Annotated in this window: 31 protein-coding genes and 1 other annotated feature; of the genes, 15 read left to right on the top strand and 16 right to left on the bottom strand. The window is 47.7% G+C overall.

Annotation, left to right across the window (positions count from 1 at the left end; translation table 11 throughout):
- The first annotated feature begins 87 nt into the window (after positions 1-87).
- A complete protein-coding gene (locus tag KNO76_RS07700; protein ID WP_251127940.1) occupies positions 88-576 on the top strand; it encodes a hypothetical protein in 489 nt (162 codons plus the stop codon).
- A gap of 24 nt (positions 577-600) precedes the next feature.
- Here KNO76_RS07700 and KNO76_RS07695 read toward each other — a convergent pair whose 3' ends face one another.
- The gene (locus KNO76_RS07695; protein WP_214878963.1) at positions 601-1,098 is read right to left on the bottom strand and encodes a hypothetical protein; all 498 of its coding nucleotides are present in this window, start codon (positions 1,096-1,098) and stop codon (positions 601-603) included.
- A gap of 111 nt (positions 1,099-1,209) precedes the next feature.
- Between KNO76_RS07695 and KNO76_RS07690 the strand changes: the two genes are divergently transcribed.
- Positions 1,210-1,866, top strand: coding sequence for a TVP38/TMEM64 family protein (locus tag KNO76_RS07690; protein WP_214884363.1), 657 nt, complete (start codon positions 1,210-1,212; stop codon positions 1,864-1,866).
- Between the two features lie 30 nt (positions 1,867-1,896).
- On the opposite strand, the gene queF is transcribed toward KNO76_RS07690, so the two are convergent.
- From queF to queC, 4 genes are read right to left on the bottom strand one after another with little or no spacing between them, the layout of a single operon-like run.
- A complete protein-coding gene (gene queF, locus KNO76_RS07685; protein ID WP_483297388.1) occupies positions 1,897-2,385 on the bottom strand; it encodes a preQ(1) synthase in 489 nt (162 codons plus the stop codon).
- A gap of 11 nt (positions 2,386-2,396) precedes the next feature.
- The gene (gene queE / locus KNO76_RS07680; RefSeq protein ID WP_214884360.1) at positions 2,397-3,107 is read right to left on the bottom strand and encodes a 7-carboxy-7-deazaguanine synthase QueE; all 711 of its coding nucleotides are present in this window, start codon (positions 3,105-3,107) and stop codon (positions 2,397-2,399) included.
- Complete coding sequence (gene queD, locus KNO76_RS07675; RefSeq protein ID WP_026824541.1) at positions 3,089-3,547, bottom strand: 6-carboxytetrahydropterin synthase QueD; 459 nt, start codon at positions 3,545-3,547, stop codon at positions 3,089-3,091. The genes queE and queD overlap by 19 nt, the downstream gene beginning before the upstream one ends.
- A complete protein-coding gene (gene queC / locus KNO76_RS07670) occupies positions 3,544-4,188 on the bottom strand; it encodes a 7-cyano-7-deazaguanine synthase QueC (RefSeq protein WP_214884357.1) in 645 nt (214 codons plus the stop codon). The genes queD and queC overlap by 4 nt, the downstream gene beginning before the upstream one ends.
- Before the next feature lie 217 nt (positions 4,189-4,405).
- Between queC and nhaC the strand changes: the two genes are divergently transcribed.
- The 4 genes from nhaC to KNO76_RS07650 all read left to right on the top strand — a co-directional run bounded on the left by nhaC (position 4,406) and on the right by KNO76_RS07650 (position 8,282).
- The gene (nhaC, locus tag KNO76_RS07665; RefSeq protein WP_214884354.1) at positions 4,406-5,782 is read left to right on the top strand and encodes a Na+/H+ antiporter NhaC; all 1,377 of its coding nucleotides are present in this window, start codon (positions 4,406-4,408) and stop codon (positions 5,780-5,782) included.
- Between the two features lie 84 nt (positions 5,783-5,866).
- The gene (locus KNO76_RS07660) at positions 5,867-6,451 is read left to right on the top strand and encodes a DNA-3-methyladenine glycosylase (protein WP_214700940.1); all 585 of its coding nucleotides are present in this window, start codon (positions 5,867-5,869) and stop codon (positions 6,449-6,451) included.
- Between the two features lie 82 nt (positions 6,452-6,533).
- The gene (locus tag KNO76_RS07655) at positions 6,534-7,046 is read left to right on the top strand and encodes a type 1 glutamine amidotransferase domain-containing protein (RefSeq protein WP_026824537.1); all 513 of its coding nucleotides are present in this window, start codon (positions 6,534-6,536) and stop codon (positions 7,044-7,046) included.
- 165 nt (positions 7,047-7,211) lie between these two features.
- Positions 7,212-8,282, top strand: coding sequence for an MFS transporter (locus KNO76_RS07650; protein ID WP_214884351.1), 1,071 nt, complete (start codon positions 7,212-7,214; stop codon positions 8,280-8,282).
- A 282-nt stretch (positions 8,283-8,564) separates the two neighbouring features.
- Here KNO76_RS07650 and bshB2 read toward each other — a convergent pair whose 3' ends face one another.
- The 3 genes from bshB2 to pdxK are packed head-to-tail and all read right to left on the bottom strand — an operon-like array spanning position 8,565 to position 10,463.
- Positions 8,565-9,215, bottom strand: coding sequence for a bacillithiol biosynthesis deacetylase BshB2 (gene bshB2 / locus KNO76_RS07645; protein WP_214884348.1), 651 nt, complete (start codon positions 9,213-9,215; stop codon positions 8,565-8,567).
- Entirely contained in the window at positions 9,212-9,583 is a 372-nt protein-coding gene (locus KNO76_RS07640; RefSeq protein ID WP_026824534.1) for a YojF family protein, read from the bottom strand. Before KNO76_RS07640 ends, bshB2 begins: the two co-directional genes overlap by 4 nt.
- 55 nt (positions 9,584-9,638) lie before the next feature.
- Complete coding sequence (gene pdxK / locus KNO76_RS07635; RefSeq protein ID WP_026824533.1) at positions 9,639-10,463, bottom strand: pyridoxine/pyridoxal/pyridoxamine kinase; 825 nt, start codon at positions 10,461-10,463, stop codon at positions 9,639-9,641.
- A gap of 186 nt (positions 10,464-10,649) precedes the next feature.
- On the opposite strand from pdxK, the gene cbpA reads away from it, so the two are divergent.
- Positions 10,650-11,285 carry a cyclic di-AMP binding protein CbpA gene (cbpA, locus tag KNO76_RS07630; RefSeq protein ID WP_026824532.1) on the top strand — a complete coding sequence of 212 codons (636 nt, stop codon included), beginning with the start codon at positions 10,650-10,652 and terminating at the stop codon, positions 11,283-11,285.
- Positions 11,286-11,321: 36 nt separating this feature from the next.
- Here the strand turns inward: cbpA and KNO76_RS07625 are convergent, their stop codons facing one another.
- From KNO76_RS07625 to KNO76_RS07615, 3 genes are all read right to left on the bottom strand, one after another.
- Positions 11,322-11,840, bottom strand: a complete 519-nt coding sequence (locus tag KNO76_RS07625; protein WP_353047882.1) for a GNAT family N-acetyltransferase — start codon at positions 11,838-11,840, stop codon at positions 11,322-11,324.
- Positions 11,841-11,903: 63 nt separating this feature from the next.
- The gene (locus tag KNO76_RS07620) at positions 11,904-12,788 is read right to left on the bottom strand and encodes a diacylglycerol/lipid kinase family protein (RefSeq protein WP_214703701.1); all 885 of its coding nucleotides are present in this window, start codon (positions 12,786-12,788) and stop codon (positions 11,904-11,906) included.
- Positions 12,789-12,916: 128 nt separating this feature from the next.
- Positions 12,917-13,291, bottom strand: a complete 375-nt coding sequence (locus KNO76_RS07615; protein ID WP_015880488.1) for a hypothetical protein — start codon at positions 13,289-13,291, stop codon at positions 12,917-12,919.
- Between the two features lie 159 nt (positions 13,292-13,450).
- Here KNO76_RS07615 and KNO76_RS07610 point away from each other — a divergent pair, with 159 nt between their 5' ends.
- From KNO76_RS07610 to KNO76_RS07595, 4 genes are all read left to right on the top strand, one after another.
- A complete protein-coding gene (locus KNO76_RS07610) occupies positions 13,451-13,882 on the top strand; it encodes a MarR family winged helix-turn-helix transcriptional regulator (protein WP_214884344.1) in 432 nt (143 codons plus the stop codon).
- Between the two features lie 119 nt (positions 13,883-14,001).
- The gene (locus KNO76_RS07605) at positions 14,002-14,637 is read left to right on the top strand and encodes an NAD(P)H-dependent oxidoreductase (protein ID WP_026824528.1); all 636 of its coding nucleotides are present in this window, start codon (positions 14,002-14,004) and stop codon (positions 14,635-14,637) included.
- 80 nt (positions 14,638-14,717) lie between these two features.
- Entirely contained in the window at positions 14,718-15,395 is a 678-nt protein-coding gene (locus tag KNO76_RS07600) for a uracil-DNA glycosylase (protein ID WP_034770695.1), read from the top strand.
- A 143-nt stretch (positions 15,396-15,538) separates the two neighbouring features.
- Positions 15,539-15,732 (top strand) — a binding site (T-box leader).
- A gap of 44 nt (positions 15,733-15,776) precedes the next feature.
- On the top strand, positions 15,777-17,336 hold the full coding sequence (locus KNO76_RS07595; RefSeq protein WP_214884341.1) for an aromatic amino acid hydroxylase: 1,560 nt from the start codon (positions 15,777-15,779) through the stop codon (positions 17,334-17,336).
- Positions 17,337-17,385: 49 nt separating this feature from the next.
- On the opposite strand, the gene KNO76_RS07590 is transcribed toward KNO76_RS07595, so the two are convergent.
- Both KNO76_RS07590 and KNO76_RS07585 read right to left on the bottom strand, forming a co-directional pair.
- Positions 17,386-18,384, bottom strand: a complete 999-nt coding sequence (locus KNO76_RS07590; protein ID WP_214700949.1) for an alpha/beta hydrolase — start codon at positions 18,382-18,384, stop codon at positions 17,386-17,388.
- A 30-nt stretch (positions 18,385-18,414) separates the two neighbouring features.
- The gene (locus KNO76_RS07585; RefSeq protein WP_026824525.1) at positions 18,415-19,236 is read right to left on the bottom strand and encodes a Cof-type HAD-IIB family hydrolase; all 822 of its coding nucleotides are present in this window, start codon (positions 19,234-19,236) and stop codon (positions 18,415-18,417) included.
- A gap of 125 nt (positions 19,237-19,361) precedes the next feature.
- On the opposite strand from KNO76_RS07585, the gene KNO76_RS07580 reads away from it, so the two are divergent.
- The 4 genes from KNO76_RS07580 to KNO76_RS07565 all read left to right on the top strand — a co-directional run bounded on the left by KNO76_RS07580 (position 19,362) and on the right by KNO76_RS07565 (position 23,281).
- Positions 19,362-20,054: a response regulator transcription factor gene (locus tag KNO76_RS07580; RefSeq protein ID WP_026824524.1), complete on the top strand. Its 693-nt coding sequence runs from the start codon at positions 19,362-19,364 to the stop codon at positions 20,052-20,054.
- A complete protein-coding gene (locus tag KNO76_RS07575; RefSeq protein WP_214703714.1) occupies positions 20,051-21,430 on the top strand; it encodes a sensor histidine kinase in 1,380 nt (459 codons plus the stop codon). The genes KNO76_RS07580 and KNO76_RS07575 overlap by 4 nt, the downstream gene beginning before the upstream one ends.
- A 64-nt stretch (positions 21,431-21,494) precedes the next feature.
- A complete protein-coding gene (locus KNO76_RS07570; RefSeq protein WP_214703716.1) occupies positions 21,495-21,860 on the top strand; it encodes a DUF1499 domain-containing protein in 366 nt (121 codons plus the stop codon).
- Entirely contained in the window at positions 21,857-23,281 is a 1,425-nt protein-coding gene (locus KNO76_RS07565; protein WP_214884338.1) for a dihydrolipoyl dehydrogenase family protein, read from the top strand. Before KNO76_RS07570 ends, KNO76_RS07565 begins: the two co-directional genes overlap by 4 nt.
- Before the next feature lie 33 nt (positions 23,282-23,314).
- Here the strand turns inward: KNO76_RS07565 and KNO76_RS07560 are convergent, their stop codons facing one another.
- From KNO76_RS07560 to KNO76_RS07550, 3 genes are all read right to left on the bottom strand, one after another.
- Positions 23,315-24,094, bottom strand: coding sequence for a flagellar motor protein MotB (locus KNO76_RS07560; protein ID WP_026824520.1), 780 nt, complete (start codon positions 24,092-24,094; stop codon positions 23,315-23,317).
- The gene (gene motA, locus KNO76_RS07555) at positions 24,072-24,854 is read right to left on the bottom strand and encodes a flagellar motor stator protein MotA (protein WP_026824519.1); all 783 of its coding nucleotides are present in this window, start codon (positions 24,852-24,854) and stop codon (positions 24,072-24,074) included. Before motA ends, KNO76_RS07560 begins: the two co-directional genes overlap by 23 nt.
- An 86-nt stretch (positions 24,855-24,940) precedes the next feature.
- A complete protein-coding gene (locus KNO76_RS07550) occupies positions 24,941-25,132 on the bottom strand; it encodes a hypothetical protein (protein ID WP_224862903.1) in 192 nt (63 codons plus the stop codon).
- Between the last annotated feature and the right edge of the window lie 34 nt (positions 25,133-25,166).

The following is a 25,166-nucleotide window of genomic DNA, read 5'->3' as shown; positions in this document are numbered from 1 at the left end:
ATAAATGCCGCGGTCGTTTGATCGCGGTTTTTTGATGAAACCAATTCGATTGAATGAACGTACATAAAGAAAAAGGGGGAATTTGGAATGAAAGTGTTTGGATTTAGTGGAGATCCGTTTAGTAACTCGATAGGGGATTCATTCTTTAATGGGTTATTTGGCGTGTTTCCAATCATTTTCATGGTTGTGTTCGGTCTGATTATTTTTGCGTTTATCAAATCAGGAATGAACTATTCTAAAACATCAAGTACGTTGAAAGACTTACAGCGCTTCGCCTCTCAGCTCGCCGATGACCCAGACGACGATACGGCCGAACGATTGGCAGACTATTTACGAGGAATCGATTCCTTTTCCATTGAGCGTACACGCATGGAGCCGTTCCGTGTCGCGCTCGGGTGCTATCAACTGATTATGGAGTCTAATTCCATTCGTGAGGAGACGAAAGAGCGGGTCGACCGACAATATAAACGTCTCGGGATTTTGGACGGGGAGAAATTTGCCGATGAAGCACCCCCGCGTAGCCGTTCCTCGTCGAGTCACCACGACATCCATCACAATCACCATAATCACATGTAAAAAGCGAAGGGGTTCCTTCGCTTTTTACATGTATCGTGATGCATCAAATTCAATGTCTGCTTGATGACGGATAGCTTGGATGGCACTTTCGATTCGGATGGCCCGTTTCTTAATGTCACGTGCCTTCAAACGATATAGTTCTGGGTCGTACAAGGCATGTTTGATTACGGCGACCCCGTGTACATATTCTTTTTTCGGACGAAGTGACAACTTTTCATAAAGCCGTGCCTGAACACGTAACTGAATGGCAAGCTCAATCGCTTCGACGAGTGGGAGTGGACCGTCGTGTGTTTCGACGACGGATCGGACGTTCTCCTCTTGAATCAAGCGGTCGAGTTGGCGTAAGTCAAGACGGATATGTTCCAGTTCCATCTCGATGTCTTGAAGAGAACGGGACTGAATCGTCGGAATGGATTCAGTCGCTTCGATTGAGATGAACGCTACGTTCTCAATCTCTTCGGTCAATGTATCGATTTGCTCATGGAGCAACTGTTTTAATATTAGGGCATCTGCAAGGTTCATATCGATTTCCTCCTTCTGCTTTTTCTAACCGTACCACATCGAGATGGCCGAAAAAAGGTGGATGACATCCTGGATTAGGGGAATAAAAACAAATAGAAAGGAGGCGGGACGATGAAAAAATGGAAAACACAGTGGATGATCGCATTCGTCCTACTCTTGTTTGGGACAGCGACGTTCCTGTATCAGTGGATTGACATAAGTCCAGGCGACATTCGGGACTACATCATTCAATTCGGATGGTTGGCTCCCTTGATCTATATCATTTTATTCACCATTCGACCGCTCATCCTTTTTCCGACATCGGTCCTGTCGGTCGCAGGCGGTTTGGCATTCGGGATCATACCTGGCGTCATCTATACTGTCATCGGAGCGACGCTAAGTGCTCTCGTCGCTTATTATGTGGCTATCTATTTCGGCGATCGTTTCCTGCATCATTTTGAATCGACGAACTATGAAGCGATTCAACAAAAAATCGAAGAAGACGGATTCTTTTATGTCCTCATCTTACGCCTCATTCCACTCGTCAATTTCGATTTGGTCAGCTACGCTTCAGGTTTGGCGAAAGTAAAGGTGCCGGCGTATCTGTTTGCGACCGTCGTCGGCATGATTCCGGGGGCGTTCGCAAACAATTTTCTCGGAAGTAGTATCGCTAGCGGTGATTGGACGCTCATCGCCTTGGCATTCGGAATCATGCTCGTATTGACGCTCATCGCGACGGTGTTTCGTGAACCGATTAAACGACAGATTCATCGCTATCAAAAAAAGTAGGCGACTCCACATGGAGCGCCTACTTTTCAATTAACGATTGTCAATCGTCTCAGGGTAGAGGTCATGGTTGAACAGACGATGTTCTGCCATTTTTTCGTATTTCGTGTCCGGTTTTCCGTAGTTGTAGTATGGGTCGATCGAGATGCCGCCACGCGGTGTGAATTTCCCCCACACTTCGAGATAGCGCGGCTCCATCAACTTGACGAGGTCTTTCCCGATGACGTTGATGCAGTTCTCGTGGAAGTCGCCATGGTTACGGAAGCTGAACAAGTACAGTTTCAACGACTTCGACTCGACGAGCTTCTCATCCGGGATGTACGAGATGTAGATTGTCGCAAAGTCCGGTTGATTCGTAATCGGGCACAAGGAAGTGAATTCCGGTGCGTTGAATTTGACGAAGTAATCATTCTCCGGGTGACGGTTCGGGAACGCCTCAAGTACGTCCGGTGTGTATTCAAAAATATAAGGGACGCTCTTCTGTCCGAGGAGCGAGAGGTCTTGTAAGTCTTCTGATCTCATGTTCATTCTCCTTACACGCCACGTTCGTTGGCGTACAGTAATGTGTGTAGTTGCGGTAGGACGCGGACGCTTTGCCAAGACGGGTCGCGTGCGACGTCTTCCCACAGCTGTTTCAAGCGACGAAGCTGGGCATCGGTGATATCACCATCAGCACCCGGATCTGGGTTACCGGCAGATAAATACATGACGTCCGGTGAGTAGCGCTGTTGCACTTCTTTTGCATAGGCAAGATCCACTTCATCAAACACGGCGACTTTAAATGTCGTTTGCTCCGGACGCAACCGTTCGACGATCGCGTCGAGTTGTTCCCAGTTTGTCTTCATACCAGACGACGGGGGCTTCGGACTGAGGGTCACGTCGTCGATTTGTGTGATCCAGTCTTGATAGCGGCTACCTTGTGTCTCGACAGCTAATGTGATGCCACGTTCTTTCAACTTCACGACGAGGTCTTCCATGGCTGCGATGAGGAGCGGGTTGCCCCCCGAGATGGTGAGGTAATCATACATACCGAGTGCGTCAAGGCGTGCGATCACCTCGTCTGCTGTCAGCATATCCGGTTTTTCTGAACCGTCCCACGTGAAGGCGGAATCGCACCACGAACAGCGGTAATCGCAACCGGCGGTCCGGACGAACATCGTCTTTTGTCCGATGGCGCGGCCTTCTCCTTGGAAGGTCGGTCCAAACACTTCAAGAACAGGGATTTTCACGATTCCACCAACCATTCACGGCGGAACTCAGCGTACGACGTCGGCGTTTCATACAAACGGACGAATTCGACGCGGACGTCGCGTTCATTCGGCAAGTGTGTCGCCAACTGTTCAAAAATCCAATAGCACATGTTTTCTGCAGTTGTATTCATATAAGGGAGTGACTCGTTCAAATAGCGATGATCGAGATAAGGCTCAAGCTCTTCTTTAAAGATGGTCTTCAAGTCACCAAAGTCGAGTGTCATCCCACGATTGTCGAGAAAGCCGCTGACACCCATCTGGAGTTTGTACGTATGACCATGAAGGGCACGACATTTGCCGTCATAATCAAATAGATGGTGCGCCGCGTCGAACGTCACTTCTTTGACGATTTGAACGCGATGCGGACAGTAGATGAGCGATCCTTCTTGTTTTGATTCGACACTTGTCGGAGCGAGGAACGGAGCATGCTTCATACGCGCACCTCCTCATAAGCTGTGAGTCCGTTTTGGCGAAGGATACACGCCGGACATTCTCCACAACCTGAACCGATGACACCGTTGTAGCAAGTGAGCGTGCGTTCTTTGACATAGTCGAACGCACCGAGCTTGTCGGCGAGTGCCCACGTTTCTTTTTTATCGAGCCACATGAGTGGTGTGTCGATGACGAATGGATAATCCATCGCTAAATTGAGTGTCACGTTGAGTGATTTGATGAATTGGTCTCGGCAATCCGGGTAGCCTGAAAAGTCCGTTTCACATACACCGGTCACGATGTGGTGCATATCGAGTTGTTTGGCCATGACGGCCGCGAATGATAAAAATAGATGGTTGCGTCCATCAACGAACGTGTTTGGGACGTCCGCATTGTCGATGTCGAGATCGTGTCTCGTGAGCGCATTCGATGTGAGTTGTCCGAGTAGGGACAAATCGAGGATGTGGTGTGGGACATCGAGTTCTGTCGCAATTTCTTTTGCGACCTCGATTTCCGCATCATGGCGTTGACCATATGCGAACGTCACCGCCTCCACATGAGAGAATTGTTGTTTTGCCCAAAACAGGCAAGTGGTTGAATCTTGGCCACCACTAAAGACGACCAATGCTTTTTCGTGTTGCATGAAGCACACTTCCTTTTCGCTAGTTTTGATGTCGGAGGAGGTTACGAACTCCGGAGGTCACCCTCAAGCATTTAATTTATCATAAAAAGTCGTTTGACAGGGAGAAAGGAAGCGAGTATAGTAAAAAACATCACTAATACGCTTTTGTGCATAAAAGCGTTTAAGCGGTTAGGTGGAATAATAAATAATCAGGATATAACGAAAGGAGGGGACGTCGATGCAGATGAAAGGAAAAGAAGCTGTATTCGTCGTGTTAATGAGCGGGATCACCTTGCTCGCACTGATGTTTTTGGCCAAAGCGACGCCACACATGGCGATTTTTGGCACAATGGTAATAGTAGGTGGATACGCGTATTATCGTTCACGCGACTTCAAACAGATTGAAACAGCAATGATCAACGGGATTCGTGAAGCGATTATGCCGGTGTTGATTCTGTTGTTGATTGGGATGCTCATCGGGGTATGGCAAATGTCCGGAACGGTCGCGACGATCCTCTCCATCGGATTAAATACAATCTCTGCTGAATGGTTCTTACCAAGTGTCTTATTAATTACGATGATTGTCTCGACATTCACAGGAAGCGCATTTACGACAGTCGGTACGGTCGGTGTCGCCTTGTTCGGAATCGGGACGGCGCTAGGCATCTCGCCGGCTCTCGCCGCAGGTGCGATCGTGTCGGGTGCGCTCTTCGGAGACAAGATGAGCCCGTTGTCGGATACGACCAACTTTGCTCCGGCAGTGGCAGGTGTCAAACTGTTCGACCACATTCGTTTTATGATGGGGACGACGATTCCAGCGTTTATCATCACATTGATTTTATTCACATTCCTTGGACGCAGTGGTCAAACTGCCGATACGACACAAATCGCGGAAGCACAGACAGCGCTCGGCGGACGATTTGATCTTTCTTGGCTCACGTTGATTGCCCCTGTTCTTGTCGCAGTGCTTGCATTTCGCCGCATGCCGGTCTTGCCGACGATGCTCGTCGGGATGTTCGCTGGTGTGTTGACGGCTGGATTCGTTCAAGGAAACTGGAGCATCTCGAACTGGCTCGGCGTCATGCAGTCTGGATTCAAGTCAGGTGTCGAGAACGAGACGATTGCGACGGTACTCGATCGTGGTGGTCTTGAATCGATGCTTTGGTCGGTCAGTCTCGTCTTGATTGCCCTTGCATTCGGCGGCTTGTTGCGCGAACTCGGTGTCTTCCAAGCCATCGTTGAATCGTTGCTCGAGCGGTTGAAATCACCAGGAAGTTCGGTCCTCTCGGTCGTCCTCAGTTCAATCGGTGTCAACTTGCTCGCGGGAGAGCAGTACTTATCGATTCTCTTGCCAGGACAGGCGTTCAAACAAGGATTCATCGATCGCGGGATTGACCCACGCTACTTGTCACGTGCGCTTGAGGATGGTGGGACTGTGATTAACCCACTCATTCCGTGGGGTGTCTCCGGAGCGTTCTTCGCAGCGACGCTCGGTGTACCTGTATTGGAATATGCACCATTTGCGTTCTTCCTTTGGCTCAGCCCGGTCTTCTCTATCATTTTGGGATACGTTCGGTTGGGGAAGCAGCATGAATCACTAAAAATCGCATCGTAAATGAGTGATGTCCTGCCGTGCAGGGCATCTTTTTTGTATGAAGGATACGACTTTTGAGAAAATGGGACAAACGGAGGTGGAACTATGAAGCGACTCGATGTGGCATTTTATGAACAACCGACACTCGATTTGGCCCGCTCCTTACTCGGTCAATATTTGGTGAGACGACACCCGGAAGGCGACATCATCGCAAAGATTGTCGAGACAGAAGCTTATCTCGGTGCCATCGACAGAGCGGCACACAGTTTCGGGGGACGTCGGACGAAGCGAACGGAAGTCATGTTCGGAAAACCGGGACATGTATACACGTATCAAATGCATACACATACGCTCTTGAACGTGGTCAGTGGACCGGTCGGCACACCGGAAGCCGTGTTGATTCGGGCCGTCGAACCGATTCAAGGACACGACTGGGTTGCGGCGAACCGTCCTGGGGTGAAGCGATATGACCAAACGAACGGTCCGGGGAAGTTGACGAAAGCACTCGGAATCACGATGGATTTATACGGACACTCGTTCCAACAAGACCCGCTCTATATTGCGGAAGGTGAGACCGAAATGGTGATCGAGGCGGGTCCACGTATCGGGATTCCGAATACGGGCGAGGCTCGTGACTACCCGTATCGCTTCTTTGAACGCGACAATCCGTACGTCTCGAAGTTCCGTTGAATGCATGCAGTGATGTTTAAGTGATTCATGCCTGTGGAACAGTCCCTATGTGCATAAAACAAACAGAGGGAGTGTTTAGAACATGGCAAAAGTAGCAACGCTCATTACAGATATGTTTGAAGATGTAGAATTCACGGGTCCCCGTGACGCATTGGTGGATGCGGGACATGACGTCGTGACAATCGAGAAGAAAGCAGGCAATACGGTAGAAGGAAAACAAGGAGAGGCGAAAGTGAACATCGATCAATCGATTGACGATGTATCGCCAGAAGATTTTGACGCCCTTCTCTTACCAGGCGGATTCTCTCCTGACTTGTTACGTGAAGACGAGCGGTTCGTTTCGTTCGCCAAAGCCTTCATGGACGCGAAGAAGCCTGTGTTTGCCATCTGTCACGGACCACAGCTATTGATTACGGCGAAGACGCTTGAAGGTCGTGATGCGACCGGCTACAAATCGATTAAAGTCGACATGGAGTATGCCGGAGCGAAATATGCGGACAAAGAAGTCGTTGTCTGCCAAAACCAGCTCGTGACGAGCCGTCAGCCAGATGACATTCCAGCGTTCAACCGCGAGATTCTCAACTTATTAAAATAACACGTCGACCACGAGATTCGTCTCGTGGTTTTTTTGTGTTTTCGGGAATAGACAAGTAAGGAGGAGATTCAAGTGAGAAAACGAGCACGTTCACCGAGTTAAGTTCGTCGAAACGTTGTCCGACTAGGGTGGGTTCGTTGGTTTGAAGGGCTGATTCATGCATACGTGATTGAACGGCTGTTCTGGGAGTCACGGGGCATCTCCATTCAGGAAGTCGTTTATTTAGAGATGGTGTATGCGCTCATCATCGTTCTGTTAGAAGTACCGACTGGTGTATGGGCGGACCATACGGCACGGCGTCGACTCGTCCAAATCGGTGTCGGATTAGAGTGGCTGTCGTTTATTGTCATTTTGTATTCGTTCACGTTCACCAGTTTCTTTGTCGCCATCAGTTGTTCAGCCGTCGGGTCGGTCATTCGAAGTGGGGCAGAGAATGCTTTGCTGTACGAGTCGTTACAGGAAAGTCGCGAAGCGTCGTCATTCGAACGGGTACTCGGGAAACTGAACGCGATTGGGATCGTGGCCGCTGTGATGGCGGTATTGAGTGGAAGTGTTTTGGCTCAGTACCTTCCCATGGAGTGGAACTACAAGCTCTCGATTTTGAGTTTAATGATTGCGACCATCTCTAGCCTATTTCTTGTCGAACCGACTCATCGAGAGCGAGAGGAACGTTTGACGTGGCGGCATTTGTTCAAAGGGTTTCAATTCGTTTGGTCGAAGAAGCAACTTCGGCATGTCACAATCAGTTTTTTGGCAGCGGTGTCTGCCTTCAATTTCATCGATGAATTTTGGCAACTGTACGCTCGCGATGTGTCCGTTCCGATTTATTGGTTCGGTGTCATTTCAAGTGGTTTGCTCTTGATTCAGTTGCCAGGGCAGCTGTTCGCAGGTACCATTGCGCATTTTGCGCCTTCAGAACGTTGGTTGAAGCGATTCGGTTGGGTGATGGGTGGCGGGTTTCTCTTCATCGGCTTATTTCCGAGTCCAATCGGAATTGGTGTGATGGGATTGTTGGGACTTCTATATGGGGCGATGGAGCCGCTCTATTATGGACTTTTGCACCATCAAGTTCCTTCATCTATTCGAGCGACGACGGAATCGTCTGTCTCGATGCTATGGCATCTCGGTATCCTCATAATAGGGATTGTCTTTATTGGGGGAACGACATCGTCGCTATTTCTTGCGTTCATACTAATCGGACTTGTCGTTTGGTTCTTTCATGCGACTCACTCTTAATCATGACAAGCATGGGCCATGGGCCATAAGCCATGTCTGTTTTTACGTCTTAAGACGGACGAAATGACAGGATATTGGGTGTATGATAAAAATAATCAAATTTTGTACATAAAAAAACAGCACACCCTAATAAGTGGGTGCTCTGTTTGAAACCAATCAATTGAAACGTTCGTAAAGTCTAGAAGAGGTGAAAACATGGGACAAATCGTTGTAGTATTCGGAACGTTGATTGGTCTTGGGACCGTCGGGACCTTGCTGTATATGACCCGCCTAGCCTATGAATCATGAGAACGGATAATGATAGAAGCGCTCACGTTGGAGTAACTCCATGACGTGGGCGTTTTCTGCATTGTCAATGGCGCGTAGAAGACCTTCCGTCTGAGAACGATGGGCAAAGAGGGAGTCTTTCTTCTGTTCACTTTCTTCCGTCACATCGACGATCACGTGAGGTTGTCCGAGCTCATCTTCTGTGCGGCGATCGAAGGCGACACCTAAAAACTCGGGGCGCGCTTCTCCCATCTCCTGAAGTGCTCGTACGACGGCACGAGCTGTAGCTTCATGGTCCGGGTGAACGGCATATTCTGGATAGAATGAGACGACGGTTTCCGGCTTCACTTCGTCAATCAAGGCGCGGAAACGAGCAGCGAGTGCGGCTTCGTCTTCGAACTCGACGGTTTTATCACGAAGACCCCACATGCGCAGGTCTTCGATTTCCATTATCCGACAAGCCTCTTCTAATTCACGTTTTCGAATTTTAGGGAGTTCTTCACGTGTCGTAAAAATTGGGGAGCCCATGTTGCGCCCCATCTCACCGAGTGTTAAACAGACATACGTGACCGGAAGCCCTTTTTGACGATGTTGAATGATCGTTCCGGCTGAGCTGAACGCCTCATCGTCTGGATGTGGGAAGATGACGAGTAATGGTCCATTCATTGATTTTCCACCTCCGAAGCTCCTTGAGGGAGCGGTTTTACATCGATATGAAGTGCACATGCCAGGCGTCCGAGACGATCGTGACCAGCGAGTAACAGCTGCTCGCCATGCACTTCAAAATCGGTCAAACCTTCCACATAGAGCCAGCCATGATCAAGTTTTAATCCGACTCGATAAGGTCCGTTTCCTTTAATTTGACCGATGCTATATTCGATTTTAGCGTTACGAATAAACATCCCGGCATTATGAAAGTCTGGGTCGTTATGTGTCGCATAGGCACCGTTTGTTGTCTCAACATGTACGAAAAGCGGTGTTGCGACGTGACTGTCCAAATATTGTTGAATGTGATTGGGTTGAATTGCTTTCACGTCTGTCCCTCCAATGGAAAGGATGACCCGAAACACGCGGTTCCGGGTCATCTTTTTACGATTGTGCAGCTACTTTTTTGCGGTACCCTGTATGGTTCGTTGGTCCAACGTATTGGTTTAGACGGAATGAGTGACGAACTGCTTCTGTGATAAACTCTTTGCCGATTTCGATTGCTTCATCGACCGTATGACCGTTTGCGAGAGAAGCTGCGATGGCAGAAGAGAACGTACACCCGCCACCATGTGTGAACGCAGGCTTAATTTTTTCACTTTCAAGTAGACGGAATTCGTTTCCGTCGTATAAGACGTCAAACGCTGTGTCGAATCCGAGTTTGCCACCGACTTTAACGATGACGATTTCCGCGCCGAGCTCATGGATTAAACGAGCTGCTTCTTTAATTTCGTCCATCGTCGATGGTGTTTTGTCGAGGCCAGCGAGCATACGCGCCTCGAATAAGTTCGGTGTGATGATTTTTGCGACCGGCACGAGGTGTTTCCGCATTGCGACCGCAACGTTCGGATCAAGAATTTCATCGGCACCTTTACATGCCATGACTGGGTCGACGACCGCATTCTTGATGCCATACTCTTTAATTTTACGCGCAGCGAGTTCAATGATTTCAGGTGTCGGGAGCATACCTGTCTTCACTGCGTCGACTCCGATTCCAGCGAGAACCGTATCGATTTGCTTTTCAATCAATGTCGTATCGATTGGAAAGACTTCATGGTTCCATGCGTTATGTGGATCTTGTGCCACAATGACAGTCAAGGCTGTCATGCCATACACACCGAGTTCTTCCATCGTTTTGAGATCGGCTTGGATACCCGCGCCGCCACTCGTATCAGAACCGGCGATCGTCAATGCTTTTTTCATCGTCATAATCGTTCATCCCCTTTGTCTGTTTGGATAGTTTCACTATAACGACTTTTTCGAATTCCGACAAATTCAAGGATTAAAAGAAGTGTTCATAACTTTTCAGAAAAAACATGCAGGATATTCATCATATTTGGGGAATAATAATGAATAGGGTGTAGACCACTTTATTATTGGCTAGGAGGAAAACGCATGTTAGTGCATAGCTTATGTATCCCAAAGAAAGATGTTGTCACCATCAGTGAAAAGGCAACATTGCGGGAAGCGCTTCATACGCTTGAAGAAACAGGGTATCGCTGTGTACCTGTTTTAGACGAGACGGGAACATTTTTCCGCGGTAACATTTATAAAATGCATATTTATCGTCATGGAATGAACGGGGAAAACATGGATGATAATGTGATGACACTTATTAAAAATACGCAAAAATACGTTCATGAATCCGATGGGTTCTTCGAAGTATTCTTCTCCATCAAAGAATTGCCGTACATTGCGGTATTAAAAGATGAAAGCAACGAGTTTTATGGAATTTTGCCACACGGTAAGATGCTCGGCATGCTCGAAGAGGCGTGGAGTCGTGACACAGGAAGCTACGTCTTGACGATTGCCTTGAGTGAACAAGCGGGGGCGCTCGAAAAAATCACGAAAGTCGTGAACAAGTACACATCGATTGCGAGCCTGATGACACTCGATGCGAAAAGTAAGGTAGTGCGTCGGGTGCTCGTGACGCTGCCACCTGATTGCGATGAAGATAAGAAGAACAAAGTAGTCTCTAAGCTCGAACAAAAAGGCTTCCGCATCGTCGAAGTCGAAAATTTGAATAATTAAGTAAAAAATCCTTCCACATCAAGTGGGAGGATTTTTTTAGTCAAAGCGTTTCTCCATACGAATATCGGCCCAAAATTGATCATCCCAATAGGTGAAATGCTCGATCCGTCCAATTTCTTGATAGCCACATTTTGAATAGAGACGATGGGCCGCATGGTTGAAGGCAAATACGCCGAGTTCCATACGAGGCGTTTGTTTGGCTCGCAATATCTCTTCTAACAAACGAAGAGCTTCCGTACCAACGCCTTTCCCTCGACCGATGGATTCACCGATGACGAAACCGAGCCATGCCGTACCGGGTTGTTGACGATACAAGTGAGGCGGGTCATACATAACGTTCATTTCTCCAACGAAATGGTCATCTGCATAGATGAGAAAAATGTCATGCGTTAAGAGCCGTTCTTCTAAATCATCAACTGTCATCTCATAATGGGCGGTCAAATCTTCTTCAGAGCGGCTCGGTCGAATGAGATGTACGATTTGTGGGTCGTTATTCCAACGATTGAACGTATTGACGATGTCGTCGGTTGCTGTTGTAAGTGGAACGAGCGAGATATTAATAGGTCATTCTCCTTTCTCGCTTAAAAACATTCGGTTCCATTGATAAAAGTCCTGCTCTTAGACCGGCTTCAATACGTTTAAATGGCTCGGTAAAATCTCAAATGTTAGCGGCAACGCACCGCCTGTGTCTCCATCTGCGTTTACCGGAAGGGCATCAGGCGAGCTTACTTTCACACATTTCGTACAAAATGATGTGACGCTGTCGGTCTCCTTCAGTTTTCCTGTGAATAGGGCGGGTGTTAATTGAAGGGCATCTTTTAGACGAAGTTCTTCAAAAATATAGACATGAAGAAGCCCATCGTTGAGTCGCGCATCCGGTTCGAAATTTTCAAAACCTCCGACTGAGTTCGTCAAAGCGATGACGGCGAGATATGCCTTATTATCAAATTGTCCGTCCTCACTCTCAACCATCAGTTCATATGGGCTATGTTCTCTGAAGGCTTTAATTCCTTCAATCAAGTAGGCGAACGGTCCCCATTTTGTTTTTTCTTCCACACTTACTTCGTCGACCGCTTCGGCAATGAGGCCGATGGCGATGACGTTCATGAAATAACCGTTCTCATATTTTCCGATATCCATCGGCGTCGGTTTGGCATCACGAAGTGCCTCGATCGCTTTTTTAGGATTGCTTGGGACACCGAGTGCACGGGCGAGGTCGTTGACCGTACCGAGTGGGATGATGCCGAAGTCAGGTCGATGAGTGGCTTCGGCCAGGCCGGTTACCGCTTCGTTCAAGGTTCCGTCCCCACCCATCGCAATGACGGCCTGGTAGTGCTTTTCTGCTGCTTCACGTGCGAAGTCCGTCGCATCCTGTTCCTTTTCAGTGAATCGGACATCGACGTGTCCATATCGTTCGCGCAACACCTCTTCGGCATGTGTCGCATGTTGTTCCCCTAACTCTTTTCCTGAGGATGGATTGACGATTAACATGACTGTGTCCATTCCGACATGTCTCCTTTTTCATTCGAATACTGTCCTTTATTCCCGTCAAAGAAAACAGCTACTCCTAAAAAAATCCCCATTTCGGCTAGTTGTTACGGTCTAACCGTCATGGGGGATTATCATTTTGTTTAGTAATGACGAAATGCGGACATATCTAAATGACTCGCTTCAGACTCATCGACCGCGAGCTCAATCCGCAAATGTTCATTGAACGGAGAGACGAGGGCACCCATACACGCGACCGGTTCATGATCGGGGACCGGTGATTTACGTTTCGTTTTGACGAATAAATAGTCCGATCGTTTCAACGTCAACAAGAAACGTTCCACGGCATGCGGTTCACGGGTCACGTTTGGCCAAGGTAAATGATTGAATAACAAAAAGACCGCACCTTCTTTTTCGAGCGCATAGTCCGGTGCGATGCCTTCCCGATTCAACAAATCGATGACAGCATGCAAAAACTCCCGTTTAATCGTCAATGAAATTTCGTAATACTCACGCATACGGTCCACCCCTTCTTAAAATCACAATACTACCATTCTAAACGTTTCCGACATAGGCGACAATGAAGAAGTTCCTTGACGAAGAATTTTTCCCGGCTTATACTTCATAAGTCCTGCTATACTAGTGATATATGATGAACGAATTGAGGTGAAACCGACATGATTGAATCCCTTGAATTGAAGGCGTGGGTCGTTCTTGCGCGGACGATGGATGCCATCAGTGATCGTGTGAAAGAAGATTTACGACGCCACCAGTTAAATTCAACAGAGTTCGGTGTGTTATCCGTACTGTATAAACGAGGAGACACCCCGCTACAACAAATTGGGGATCAGATTTTGATTACGAGCGGTAGTGTGACATACGTCATCGACAAGTTGGAGAAGCGAGGGCTGATTGAACGAATCGCCTGTCCGTCTGACCGTCGCGTCACGTACGCCTCGTTGACAGACGATGGACAGACGCTCATGGACGTCGTCTATCCGCAACACATTGAAATCTTCAAAGATATATATGGACCGTTAAGCGAAGAAGAGACGGAACAATTGATTTCGTTATTGAAACGAGTCGGTTATAACGCAGCGGGCAAATAAAGCCCGTTGCTTTTTTACATAATATCTTGAAATTAAAATAATTGACGATGAGATATACAGATGATATAGTTCTAACTGTTATTGAAAAAGTATAGATTACACAAATGGAGGATTACACGATGACTAAAGTATTATATGTATCGGCTAACCCGAAACCAGCTGAACTTTCATACAGCAAGCAAGTTGCAGAAACATTCGTATCGACACTTAAGGCTGAAAACGAATCAATCGAAGTAGAAGCAATTGAACTCTACGATGTCGATGTACAAGAAATCGATGGAGATGTGCTTAGCGCATGGGGCAAATTCGCGTCAGGTGAAGCACTTACTGACGTGGAAGCGAAAAAAGTAGGAACGATGAGTAGCATGCTCGAGACATTCATGGAAGCGGATCTCTACGTATTCGCGACACCAATGTGGAACTTCTTCTTCCCAGCGCGTATGAAAATGTTCCTCGATAGCGTCCTTATGGCGGGCAAAACGTTCCGTTACACAGAGCAAGGACCTGTCGGCTTGCTTGAAAACAAACAAGCGATTCACATACAAGGAACGGGTGGAATCTACACAGGAACGGACCTCAACTTTGCGGACGCGTACCTCCGTCAAGCGCTCGCGTTTGTCGGTGTATCTGAAGTCACAACGGTAGCGGTTGAAGGGATGAACCAATACCCAGACAAAATCGAAGAGATCGTGGCGGACGCGAAAGCGAAAGCAGAAGCACTTGCAAAAGAAGTAGCAGGCGCAGTAACGGTATAACCTTGAAAGACGAGTCGATCGACTCGTCTTTTTGTATGCAATTATTTTGGGTATGATACAAAGGGAAAGGGGAGTATGCAATGGCAGATCAGTTATCGAGTCGACTGCTTGGAGATTGGACGGATATCATCCAAGAGGAAATGAAACAGCCCTATTTTCAACAGTTGAGGCAATTCGTCGACCAAGCTTATGAAGAAACGATCGTTTACCCGACCCGAGAAGACATTTGGAACGCATTTATTTACACGAAATTCAGTGAGGTGAAGTGCGTCATTTTAGGGCAAGATCCGTACCACGGACCGAATCAAGCGCATGGACTCAGTTTTTCGGTGCAGGACGGGGTACGTTTCCCACCGTCTCTACGAAACATCTTTCAAGAACTAAAAGATGACGTTGGATGTGACCTCCCGAAGAGTGGCAATCTTGAGAAATGGGCGAAACAAGGGGTCCTTCTCTTAAATACGGCACTGACGGTTGAAGCGGGGAAGGCGGGCTCTCACCGTGGAAAAGGGTGGGAACAGTTCACTGACTCCATCATTGAGCGGCTCGGGAGTCGTGAGGAACCAATCGTATTCATTTTGTGGGGAAATGATGCGAAGAAGAAAATGAAATGGATTGGAGACCAACATAAAGTGCTCACGTCGGTACATCCAAGTCCGTTGTCATCCCATCGTGGATTCTTCGGCTCTAAGCCATTCTCCCAAGTAAACGATGCATTGAATGAGTGGGGAAAACCCCCGATTGAGTGGTGTCTCTGACAGTCTGCGAAAATTCGTAGGCTGTTTTTTGTTGACGCCTTTGTTTAGCTTTGGTACAGTAACTAACAAGACGTCACTTTAGCACTTAAAAGCATATATGCATAACAGCATAACTGTATAAAAGATAAAGAATTGAATATGTAAGAAAAGCGAAGAAAGAACCGAAGTAGAGACATCTTCCATGGCCCAGAGAGCGTGTGGTGCTGCGAACACGCCCAAAAGATGAATCGAATTACAGTTCCCGAGCTCTCGTGATTGAGCGGTCCCCCGTTATCGGATCAAGTGACTAGATATTCTCTAGTAACTAGGGTGGTACCGCGGCTTTGTCGTCCCTATCGATTCAATCGATAGGGATTTTTTGATTTCAAAGGAGGACTTCACATGTTGACACAATCGATTTCAAAACACCTAGCCCCACATATTTCACCGCAGTTCTACAATGAATACACACCAACGGATCACGCCGTTTGGCGTTTCGTGTTGCGGTTGAACTTGCATACGTTAGAAGGGAAGGCGCATCCATTTTACATCGAAGGATTGAAACGGACGGGAATGGGACCGGACCGATTGCCGAACGTCGAACTGATGACGGATGAGATGCAGACGGCAGGATGGTCGACGGTCGCAGTGGATGGACTCATCCCCGGTGTTGCCTTTTTTGACTTCCAAGGAAATGGGATGCTGCCGGTCGCGACAGACATTCGGAAAGTCGAGAATATTTTATACAGTCCAGCGCCTGACATCATTCATGAGGCTGCAGGACATGCGCCGATGTTGATGGACCCGACGTTTTCGGAAATCGTTAAACGCTTCGGTCAATTAGGGGCCAAGGCGTTCATGAACCGAGAAGAGCATGCCTCATTCGCAGCATTGAAACGCTTGACGATTGTGAAGGAAAATGCCAATTCGACCGAACAAGACATCGAGGCGGCGGAAAAAGCCGTCCATGAGGCGAAAGCGCAAGTGACTGGCTTCTCAGAGGCACAACAAGTCGCACGAATCTTTTGGTGGACTGTTGAATTTGGATTGATTGGTGACCTCGAGCGTCCGATGATTTACGGGGCAGGTCTCTTGTCCTCTGTCGGAGAGAGCCGTCACTGTCTGACGGATGCGGTCGTCAAACATCCATTCGACTTAGAGCACGCGCTACAGACGAAGCAGGACGTGACAAACATGCAAAAAGAGCTGTTCGTTATTCCAAACTTTGAGACACTCTCTTCTGTCTTAGATGAACTAGAAGGAAGAATGGCGATTCGAAAAGGTGGAATTGAATCCGTGGCGAAAGCGTTGGCGTCGGGAAGTCAGTCGACGATTCGACTCGAAGACGGATCAGAACGTGTCGGCATCGTTCGCCACATGACGGAGTCGAAAGAACATACGCTCATTCAATGGGATGAATGCACCATTGTAAAAAGTGGTCAGTTAACGAAACGAGAGCGTCATGGACTCCTCATTGTCCATGATACGGAATCTGCGCTAGATCGCGATGACCTCCTCGAGGACGGGACGACCGTTCGTCAAGCCTGTGCATCTGATCTGCTCCAAGACGTGAACGTTCAGTTAGAAGGACGGACGATTCCTCTCGACTCACTCGAGGTACGTGTCGACTCGCTTCCATCGATCTTCCCAGGAACGACGGTAGACGAGCTGATGATCATCGAAAAACCCGTGATCATCGAGCGAGATGAACGTGTATGGACGAACGATGACCCGATGTTCAATCGAATTCATCTCATGCGTGAGCGGGGAGAATCGATTGATGGTCTCATCCCAGAGATTTTAACGAACCACCCTGACGCCTGGTTATTACACATTGAGTGTCTGGAACTGGTGAATGACGAAGGACTGAAACAGACATTGATTGAACGTCTTGAAGCATTGCGTCATACCTCTTCATCCCGTAATGAATTGATTGGTCGTGCGTTCGAACTATTGCGCTAACGAAAAGAGGCGACGTTTTCCATAGTAGGAGAACGTTGCCTCTTGTGCATTATACAGATTGATTTGTCGCTTCGCGTAAGAACGTAATCAAACGGCGATACGTAGAGTTAGCCGCTGGGCGGTCCATTTCGAAGTAATAGTTATGACCGAGCTCGTGCTCATTCCGATCATAAAAGACAGTCGTGACATCCGTCCGTCCTGAAAGGATCGTCGCAAATTCCTTGGCCTGCTCTTCAAAGGAATGGTCATTCCCGTCCGCGATAAACGTTGGGACGAATGTGGCCGGTACATTGACGAGTGGCGACGCTTCAGCAACGACCGGTAGGGTCTCCCAATTGTATGTGCCGAAGTAAGCCCATCCGATTCGTTTGAACAAGAAGCGGTTCACTGACTTCGATGATTCGAGCCATGCGCGCTTCAAGTCGAGCGGAGCAGACAAGAGGATGGCTCCGAGAATAGAGGACTTCGGTACGACTTGCTCAACTTCGGCAGAAGGCGAATAGTCGTCATTCAACTGGATGCCGACAAACTGTGCGGCGAGCTGTCCACCGTTCGAATCACCCGCAAAGAAGATGCGGTCTAAGTCGAGACGGAAGCGGTCATTGTTCTCAGCGATAAATGAGTACGCCTCTTCGATTTGTTTGAGCGGGGTCGGATACATCACGTCAGGTGCGAGTGCGTAATTGATACTGACGACATTGTAGCCGTTACTCGCAATCGAAGTGGCGTATTTTAACACATCCGATTTATCTCCGCCGACGAATGATCCACCATGCACCCAAAAAATCGTCGGCACAGTTCGTCCGTTTCCTTCATAACGAATCAAATCAAACATTCCATTGTCATAAGAAGACAAGTAGTCGATGTCTTTTCGGACAGACGTTTTTTGAACGACTTCCTCAAATTCTTTCATCTCCACTTCGTTCCCCCCTGCGAACGAAGTTTTGATTAAACGTGTCGCTGGTTTAGGAGAAAGTAACACATAAGCCGCTCCTGCGACTGCTGTTCCAATCAATCCGACTCCAGCACGTTTCAACCCTTTATTCATCTTACTTCCTCCCTTTCTACAATCAGAAGCTTATTGCGTGACGAATACGTCCGTCATATATGTCTCGATGACATGAGCGATGCCGTCTTCATTGTTTGACTTCGTAATGAAGTCCGCTTTCCCTTTGACTGTCGTGTTAGCGTTACCCATCGCAACGCCTAGACCTGCCCATTCAATCATCGTCAAATCATTGTTTCCGTCACCGCAAGCGATCACTTCGTCTTGTGCGATACCGAGTTGATTGGCTAGTAAGGCGAGGCTTGTGCCTTTTGTGACACCGGCTTCTGTGAACTCTAAGAAGAATGGTTTTGAACGAGCGACGGCTAGTTTTCCGGCCAACTCTTCTTGTAGCTTCGTTTCAATCGGAGCGAGCGTGTCACCATCCGCGAGCATCAAACATTTGACGACCGGAGCCGTCACAGCTTCTTTAAAGTTGTCGACATGTACGACAGGCATGCCCGTCAATTCACCTTCGATATCCGTATAAGAGTTCGGACGATCGGTTACGATTTCGTTACCGACGTACGTATGAATCGCGATTCCTTCCCGTTCACTGATATCATGGAGATGGGCGACCGTGTCCGGTTGGAGCGTACTTGAGAAAATCTCTTCATTTGTCGCACAATTAATGACCGAGGCACCGTTGAACGATAAGATGAAGCTTCCGTATTTCGCGAGCTCCAATTCGCGGGCTGCCTCCCACATCGCAAACGTAGGTCGTCCGCTCGCCAGTACGACTTTATAGCCGCGTGCCTGCGCATCGAGAAGTGCTTCTTTTGTCTTCGGGGAAATCGTATGGTCGCTCGTGAAGAGCGTATCATCCATATCTAATACAATCATCTTGTAACTCATAGTAGTAGGGGGTCCTCCTTCAGAATCTAATGATACAATCCTAAACCTTTTTAAGGTCAATTGACAACCTTGTCGCAAAAACGTAACTATAATGTAGAGAAGTGAACTCTAGAAGAGGTGGAAATATGAATCGAATTTTAGTAGCTGAGGATGAACATGCGATTCGCAGCTTCATTATTGTCAACTTAAAACGAGCTGGATTCGATGTGTTCGAGGCAACAAACGGTCGTGAAGCGGTTACCGCGTTTGATCGTGAACCGTTTGACGTTGTTTTGTTAGATGTCATGATGCCAGAAATGGATGGATTCGAAGCATGTGCCGCTATTCGGGATATTGATGAAAACGTCGGAATCATCATGTTGACGGCACGAACGCTCGAAGAAGATAAAATTGAAGGACTCGGAAAAGGAGCAGACGATTACATCGCTAAACCGTTTAGTCCAGGTGAGTTGGTCGCGCGCATTCAAGCATTATTGCGCCGAGTCGAGAAAGTGAAACGAAAAGACTCGAAACGCTTGAAGTCGGGACCGTTCGCAATCGACCTTGCAGCGAAGCAAGTGACAAAGTACGGACAATCTATTGATTTAACACCAACAGAGTACGACTTGATTTGTCATCTCGTTCAAAATGAAGAGATCGTCTTGTCACGCGATGCGTTACTCGACGCGGTATGGGGGGTCAATTACTTCGGCGATCGAAAAACGGTCGATGTCAATATTCGACGCCTGCGTCAAAAAATCGAAGACGATCCGAGTCATCCGATCTATATTGAGACGTTATGGGGTCACGGATATAAATGGCGGAGACATGAGGCATGAAACAACAGTTAGTCATTCGCATGATGATTGTCGTGACGATCGTCTTACTTCTGCTCGTCAGCGTCTTGTCTTACGGGACATATCGATACTATTACGAGTATGAGTCAGAAGCGTTACTGAGTCATGCGACAACAAGTGCATATCTATATCCTCAAGCCCAAGTCGGGTTTGAGACGCCTAGTGCGTTCTCTGTCCTCGTCCGAACATTCGGATATCCAGGAACCGATTTGACGATTGTCGACCGGAGCGGTTCGATTGTCAAAACGACCGGTCAACGGACTAGACAGGCCTCTTTTTCTCAAGAACAATTACAAGAGCTTGCACGAGGTGAATCGGTCGTACAAGACTATGATGTCGGTGAAGAGCACTATCTGTCTGTCACGAGCCCAATTGTGACAAATGATACGTCAGAGTTTGCCATTAGTTTCACGCGCCCACTTGAAGATTTGGATACGCTCATTCGCGAAATTTGGATGACGGTCGCCATAATTGGTGTCTTGATCTGGTTACTTGCTCTGTACACCGTCATTCGGATTGCCGATCGCTTCGTCAGACCGATTCGTCAAATTATTGAAACCGCTGATGAGATGGCTCAGGGCGACTTCGATGTATCGGTTGAATCGAATGAGAAACATGAGCTAGGGGCATTGGCTCGAACCCTCACGTATTTGGGTGCGAAAGTGCAACAACATCAATCGACACGGAACGAATTTCTCTCGAGTGTCTCACATGAGCTTCGAACACCTCTCACATCGATCAAAGGATGGACCGAGACGATTCGGGGAGGCGATGAGAAACTGTCTGAAGAAACAGAGCTTGGTTTGAGCATCATCCATTCCGAAACGGAGCGTATGATTGGTCTTGTGGAACAGTTACTTGATTATACAAAAATCGAAGAGAGTCGATTGGTCTTGTATCGTCAGGAACTGGATTTAGTTTCCTTGTTGCGAAAAGTGACGTTGCAGTTAAAGCAGTCACTCGAAGACAAAGACATCACGCTCGTTGAACGGTATCCTCAAAAGTCGATCGGACTTTTTGATGAGAACCGATTGAAGCAAGTGTTTTTAAACATTCTCGAGAACGCGATTCGCTTCTCACCAGACGGTGGGACATTGACGATTCGTTTCGTTCAATCAGAACGCGTCGCCTTCATCTCGATCATCGATGAAGGTCCTGGTATTTCTCGTGAGCACTTACAGCGCATCACAGAAATGTTTTATCAAGCTCAAGTGACGGAAGGCAGTAGCGGTCTCGGACTTGCGATTTCGAAGGAATTGATCGAGGCACACGAAGGAAAACTGGTCATCGAGAGTGAGATTGGACACGGGACGACCGTGACCGTTTTATTACCGCTCGATCCGAGCGAACTACATTAAAAGGGTTAAACCTCCCGAATTCAGGCTACATATAGATGTATGTAGAATGAGGGAGGTTTTTATGATGGCAAATCAATCCTTGAAGCCGTTAAAAGGAAGTCCGAACGCCGTTTCGACACAAACCTCGATTGAGGAATTGCGTATGTCTCCATTGCCATATGCGGGCAGTCGCGAGCAATCGGTTGAAGCAATCAAGATGGCAATGAATCAATTGTCTCGGGCCGAACTGGTGAAAGAAACAGACGATAGTCTTCATTATGTGGTGACTTCGAAAGTGATGCGATTTAAAGATGATGTCGATTTTCTATTTGATGATGCGACTCAACAAATCGAGTTTAGGTCCGCATCCCGTGTCGGCTATTCAGACCTCGGCGTGAATCGAAAACGGATGGAAAATGTGAGTGAACAATATCGGAGGTTGATTCGATGAAGGATTATCAGTTGATAGTCATCGGTGGTGGTGCCGCTGGAATGACGGTGGCCGCGGGTGCTGCAAATTTAGGTGTGAAAGTAGCGCTTGTTGAAAAGAACAAACACTTAGGTGGAGACTGTCTACATGTTGGATGTGTACCATCTAAGGCGCTGATTGCCGCATCAAAAGAAGCAAATGCGATGATGCGGGCGGCGCGTGTCCTCGGAACAGAGTTCAATGGAAGAGAGCATTACCAAATGTCTAAGGCACGAGTCGACAAGGCACGTGCTATCATTCAAGACCATGACGGGACAGAACGCTTTGAAAAGATTGGCGTGGACGTCTATATTGGAGAAGCCTCGTTCCAAAGTCCGCATGAACTAAAGGTGGGGAACGATTTATTGATCGGGAAAAAATTTGTTATCTCGACGGGGTCGAAACCAACAGTCCCTCCCATCGATGGACTAGATCAAGTCCCATACTTAACAAATGAAACCGTCTTTGAAGAAGAGACGCTTCCAGAGAGTTTGATTGTCATCGGTGCCGGAACGGTCGGACTCGAGCTGGCTCAATCATTCGTTCGACTCGGCTCTCAAGTCACGGTGCTCGAGGCGCAGGAAGACTTCCTTCCGAAAGAAGACAAAGACGTCTCAACGTATTTAAAATCCCAACTTGAGATGGCGATGCGCTTAAAAATCGGCGTGAAGGTGAAACGAGTCGATGAAATCGATGGACGAGTCCGTGTCACGACAGAAGTAGATGGTGAAACGATTGAATATGAGGCGGACAAATTGCTCATGGCGACAGGTCGCGTTCCACGGATTGATGCGCTTCGTCTCGACCGGGCAAACGTTCAAGTGACGAAAGGGTATATCGACGTCTCATCTTCGTATCGAACGTCACAATCACATATCTTTGCGATTGGGGATACAATCAAGACGCTGCCGTTCACACATGCGGCCGGCGAAGAAGGGAAGGCGGTTGTCGCGAACGCACTGTTTGGGTTATGGAACAAGGTCGACTATAGTAAGCTACCGTGGATTACGTTCACAGACCCTGAAGTGTTTCATGTTGGCATGACAGAGCAGGAGGCGCGCGAGCATTACGGCAATGACATCGAAACGTATGAAGCGAAACTGTCCGAAGTTGATCGCTTTATCGCTGAGCGTCAAGAGGCTGGTTTTGTCAAAGTCATTACGAAGAAAAATGGAAAGATTATCGGTGCGCATGCGGTCGGTGAATCGGCAGGCGATTGGATGCAAATCGTCGTCTATGCGATGCAACGTGGCGATAAGATCGGGAAGTTGTCTAGGATGATTTATCCATATCCGTCGCGAAGTGAGGCGGTGAAGAAAGTCACGGATCTTTATTGGCGGAAACGCTTGTTTGAAAGTCCGCTCACAGAACTTGCAAGACGCTACTTTAAATTGATGCAATAACACAAATCACCCACTCAAACGAGTGGGTGATTTTTAGTCAGGTAGGGTGATGGTTTCAATCATCTTTGGTTCGCCTTCGGAAAGGTCGACGAGTGGTTTAATTAGCACTTCGACGCGTCGATTTTTCGAGCGACCTTCTTCTGTGTCGTTCGTCGCGATTGGTTTAAATTCACCGTAACTTGCCAGTGTGAACTGAGCCGGGTTCAAGGCGTCATTTGCTAAAAGGCCACGCATGAACGCTGTCGCACGAGCCGAACTGAGTTCCCAGTTTGACGGGAAACGTGCTGTGTTGATTGGGATGTTATCAGTATGGCCGGAAACGACAATTTCTCGTTTTCCAGCTTTCTCTAAAATCTGACTGATGTTTTGAGCAACGTTCCGAGCATCCGTATCGAGTGTCGCCTCTCCTAAGTTGAAGAGGGCACGATCTTGAATCGTCAAGACCAGACCACTCGAGTTGATGGTCGCTTTGATTTGGCTTTCAAGCCCATTCTTTTTAATGTATTGATTCACATCTTCTTTCAACTCATCAAGCTGAGCTAGCTCGTATGTGCGTGGGTTGGCGGTCGTATCGGTTTTATCCGTCCGACTGATATCACTGTTTGAGGCGGTCGAAGCCTGAAAGACGCTGACGCCTCCTGAGAATACTTGGTTGAAAGACTGTGACATTTTCTCAAGCTTTGTCTGGTCGACATTGCTCGATGCAAATAACACGATGAAAAGCGCAAGCAGGAGGGTCAACAAATCGGCGTAAGGAATCAGCCATCCTTCCGGAATGTGTTCTTCATGATCATGCTTCTTTTTGCGCTTCATAGTCAGCTCGCTCCTTTGGAGACAAATACACAGACAGTTTATCTTCTAACGTTTTTGGAGATTCACCGCTTTGAATCGATAAAATCCCTTCAATCATCATTTCCTTGATGATGACTTCACTCTTTGAATACTGCTTGAGTTTATTCGCAAATGGGAACCAGAGCACGTATCCGGTGAAAATTCCGAATAATGTTGCCACGAATGCTGCTGAAATGGCATGGCCGAGCTTTTCAATATCCGATAAATCTTTTAAAGCTGCAATCAATCCGATAACGGCTCCGAGTACCCCGAGTGTCGGGGCGTATGTCCCGGCTTGGGTAAAAATGTCGGAGTTCGCTTTATGGCGTTGTTCCATGTTTTCGATGTCACGTGACATGACTTCCGCAATATATTCAGAAGGCTGACCGTCGATGACCATCATCATGCCTTGACGTAAAAACGGTTCTTCGACTTGTTCGAGCGCCGTTTCGAGTGATAAGAGGCCCTCTTTCCGAGCTTGCGTCGACAAGTCGACGAATTGCGTGAGCAATCCGGATTTACTTGGGAGTTCTTGTTTTTTGAACAAGATTTTAAACAGTTTGGGGACGTTCTGCAGCTGCTCTTTCGATACGGCAATACTGACCGCTGCGGCTGTACCGACAAAAATGATAACCAGTGCGGCTGGGTTGATCAGCGGCGCAACACCTGCTCCTTTTAATATCATTCCACCGACGAGGGTGAGGAACCCGAGTATGAGTCCGACTAACGTGACGACATCCATGTCTTTGTTTTCCACCTTTCCGAAATAAATCAGGACAAAAAAAGCGAGAGACGCTACTCGTCTCCCGCAACATGCGTTCCCGATGATTAAGCGCCGTTTTCATCTATCAGCATTTGAATGCTGATATTTCGTTCTTCACGCTCTATATCGGTTAATACGTCGTATTTTTTTAACAATGCGTACAATTGATTCACGACTTCTTGCTCGAGTGACCAATTGAGTAACTCTTCTAGCTGAAAATAAAGGTGGGCGGGCATACATTGTGATTGGCGCTCCAACCTTCGTGAGACATCCTCTATCGAATGATCTACC

Source organism: Exiguobacterium sp. s101, assembly GCF_018617835.1.
GTDB classification, from domain to species: Bacteria; Bacillota; Bacilli; order Exiguobacteriales; family Exiguobacteriaceae; genus Exiguobacterium; species Exiguobacterium marinum.
This window is presented reverse-complemented; position numbering and strand designations above follow the sequence as displayed.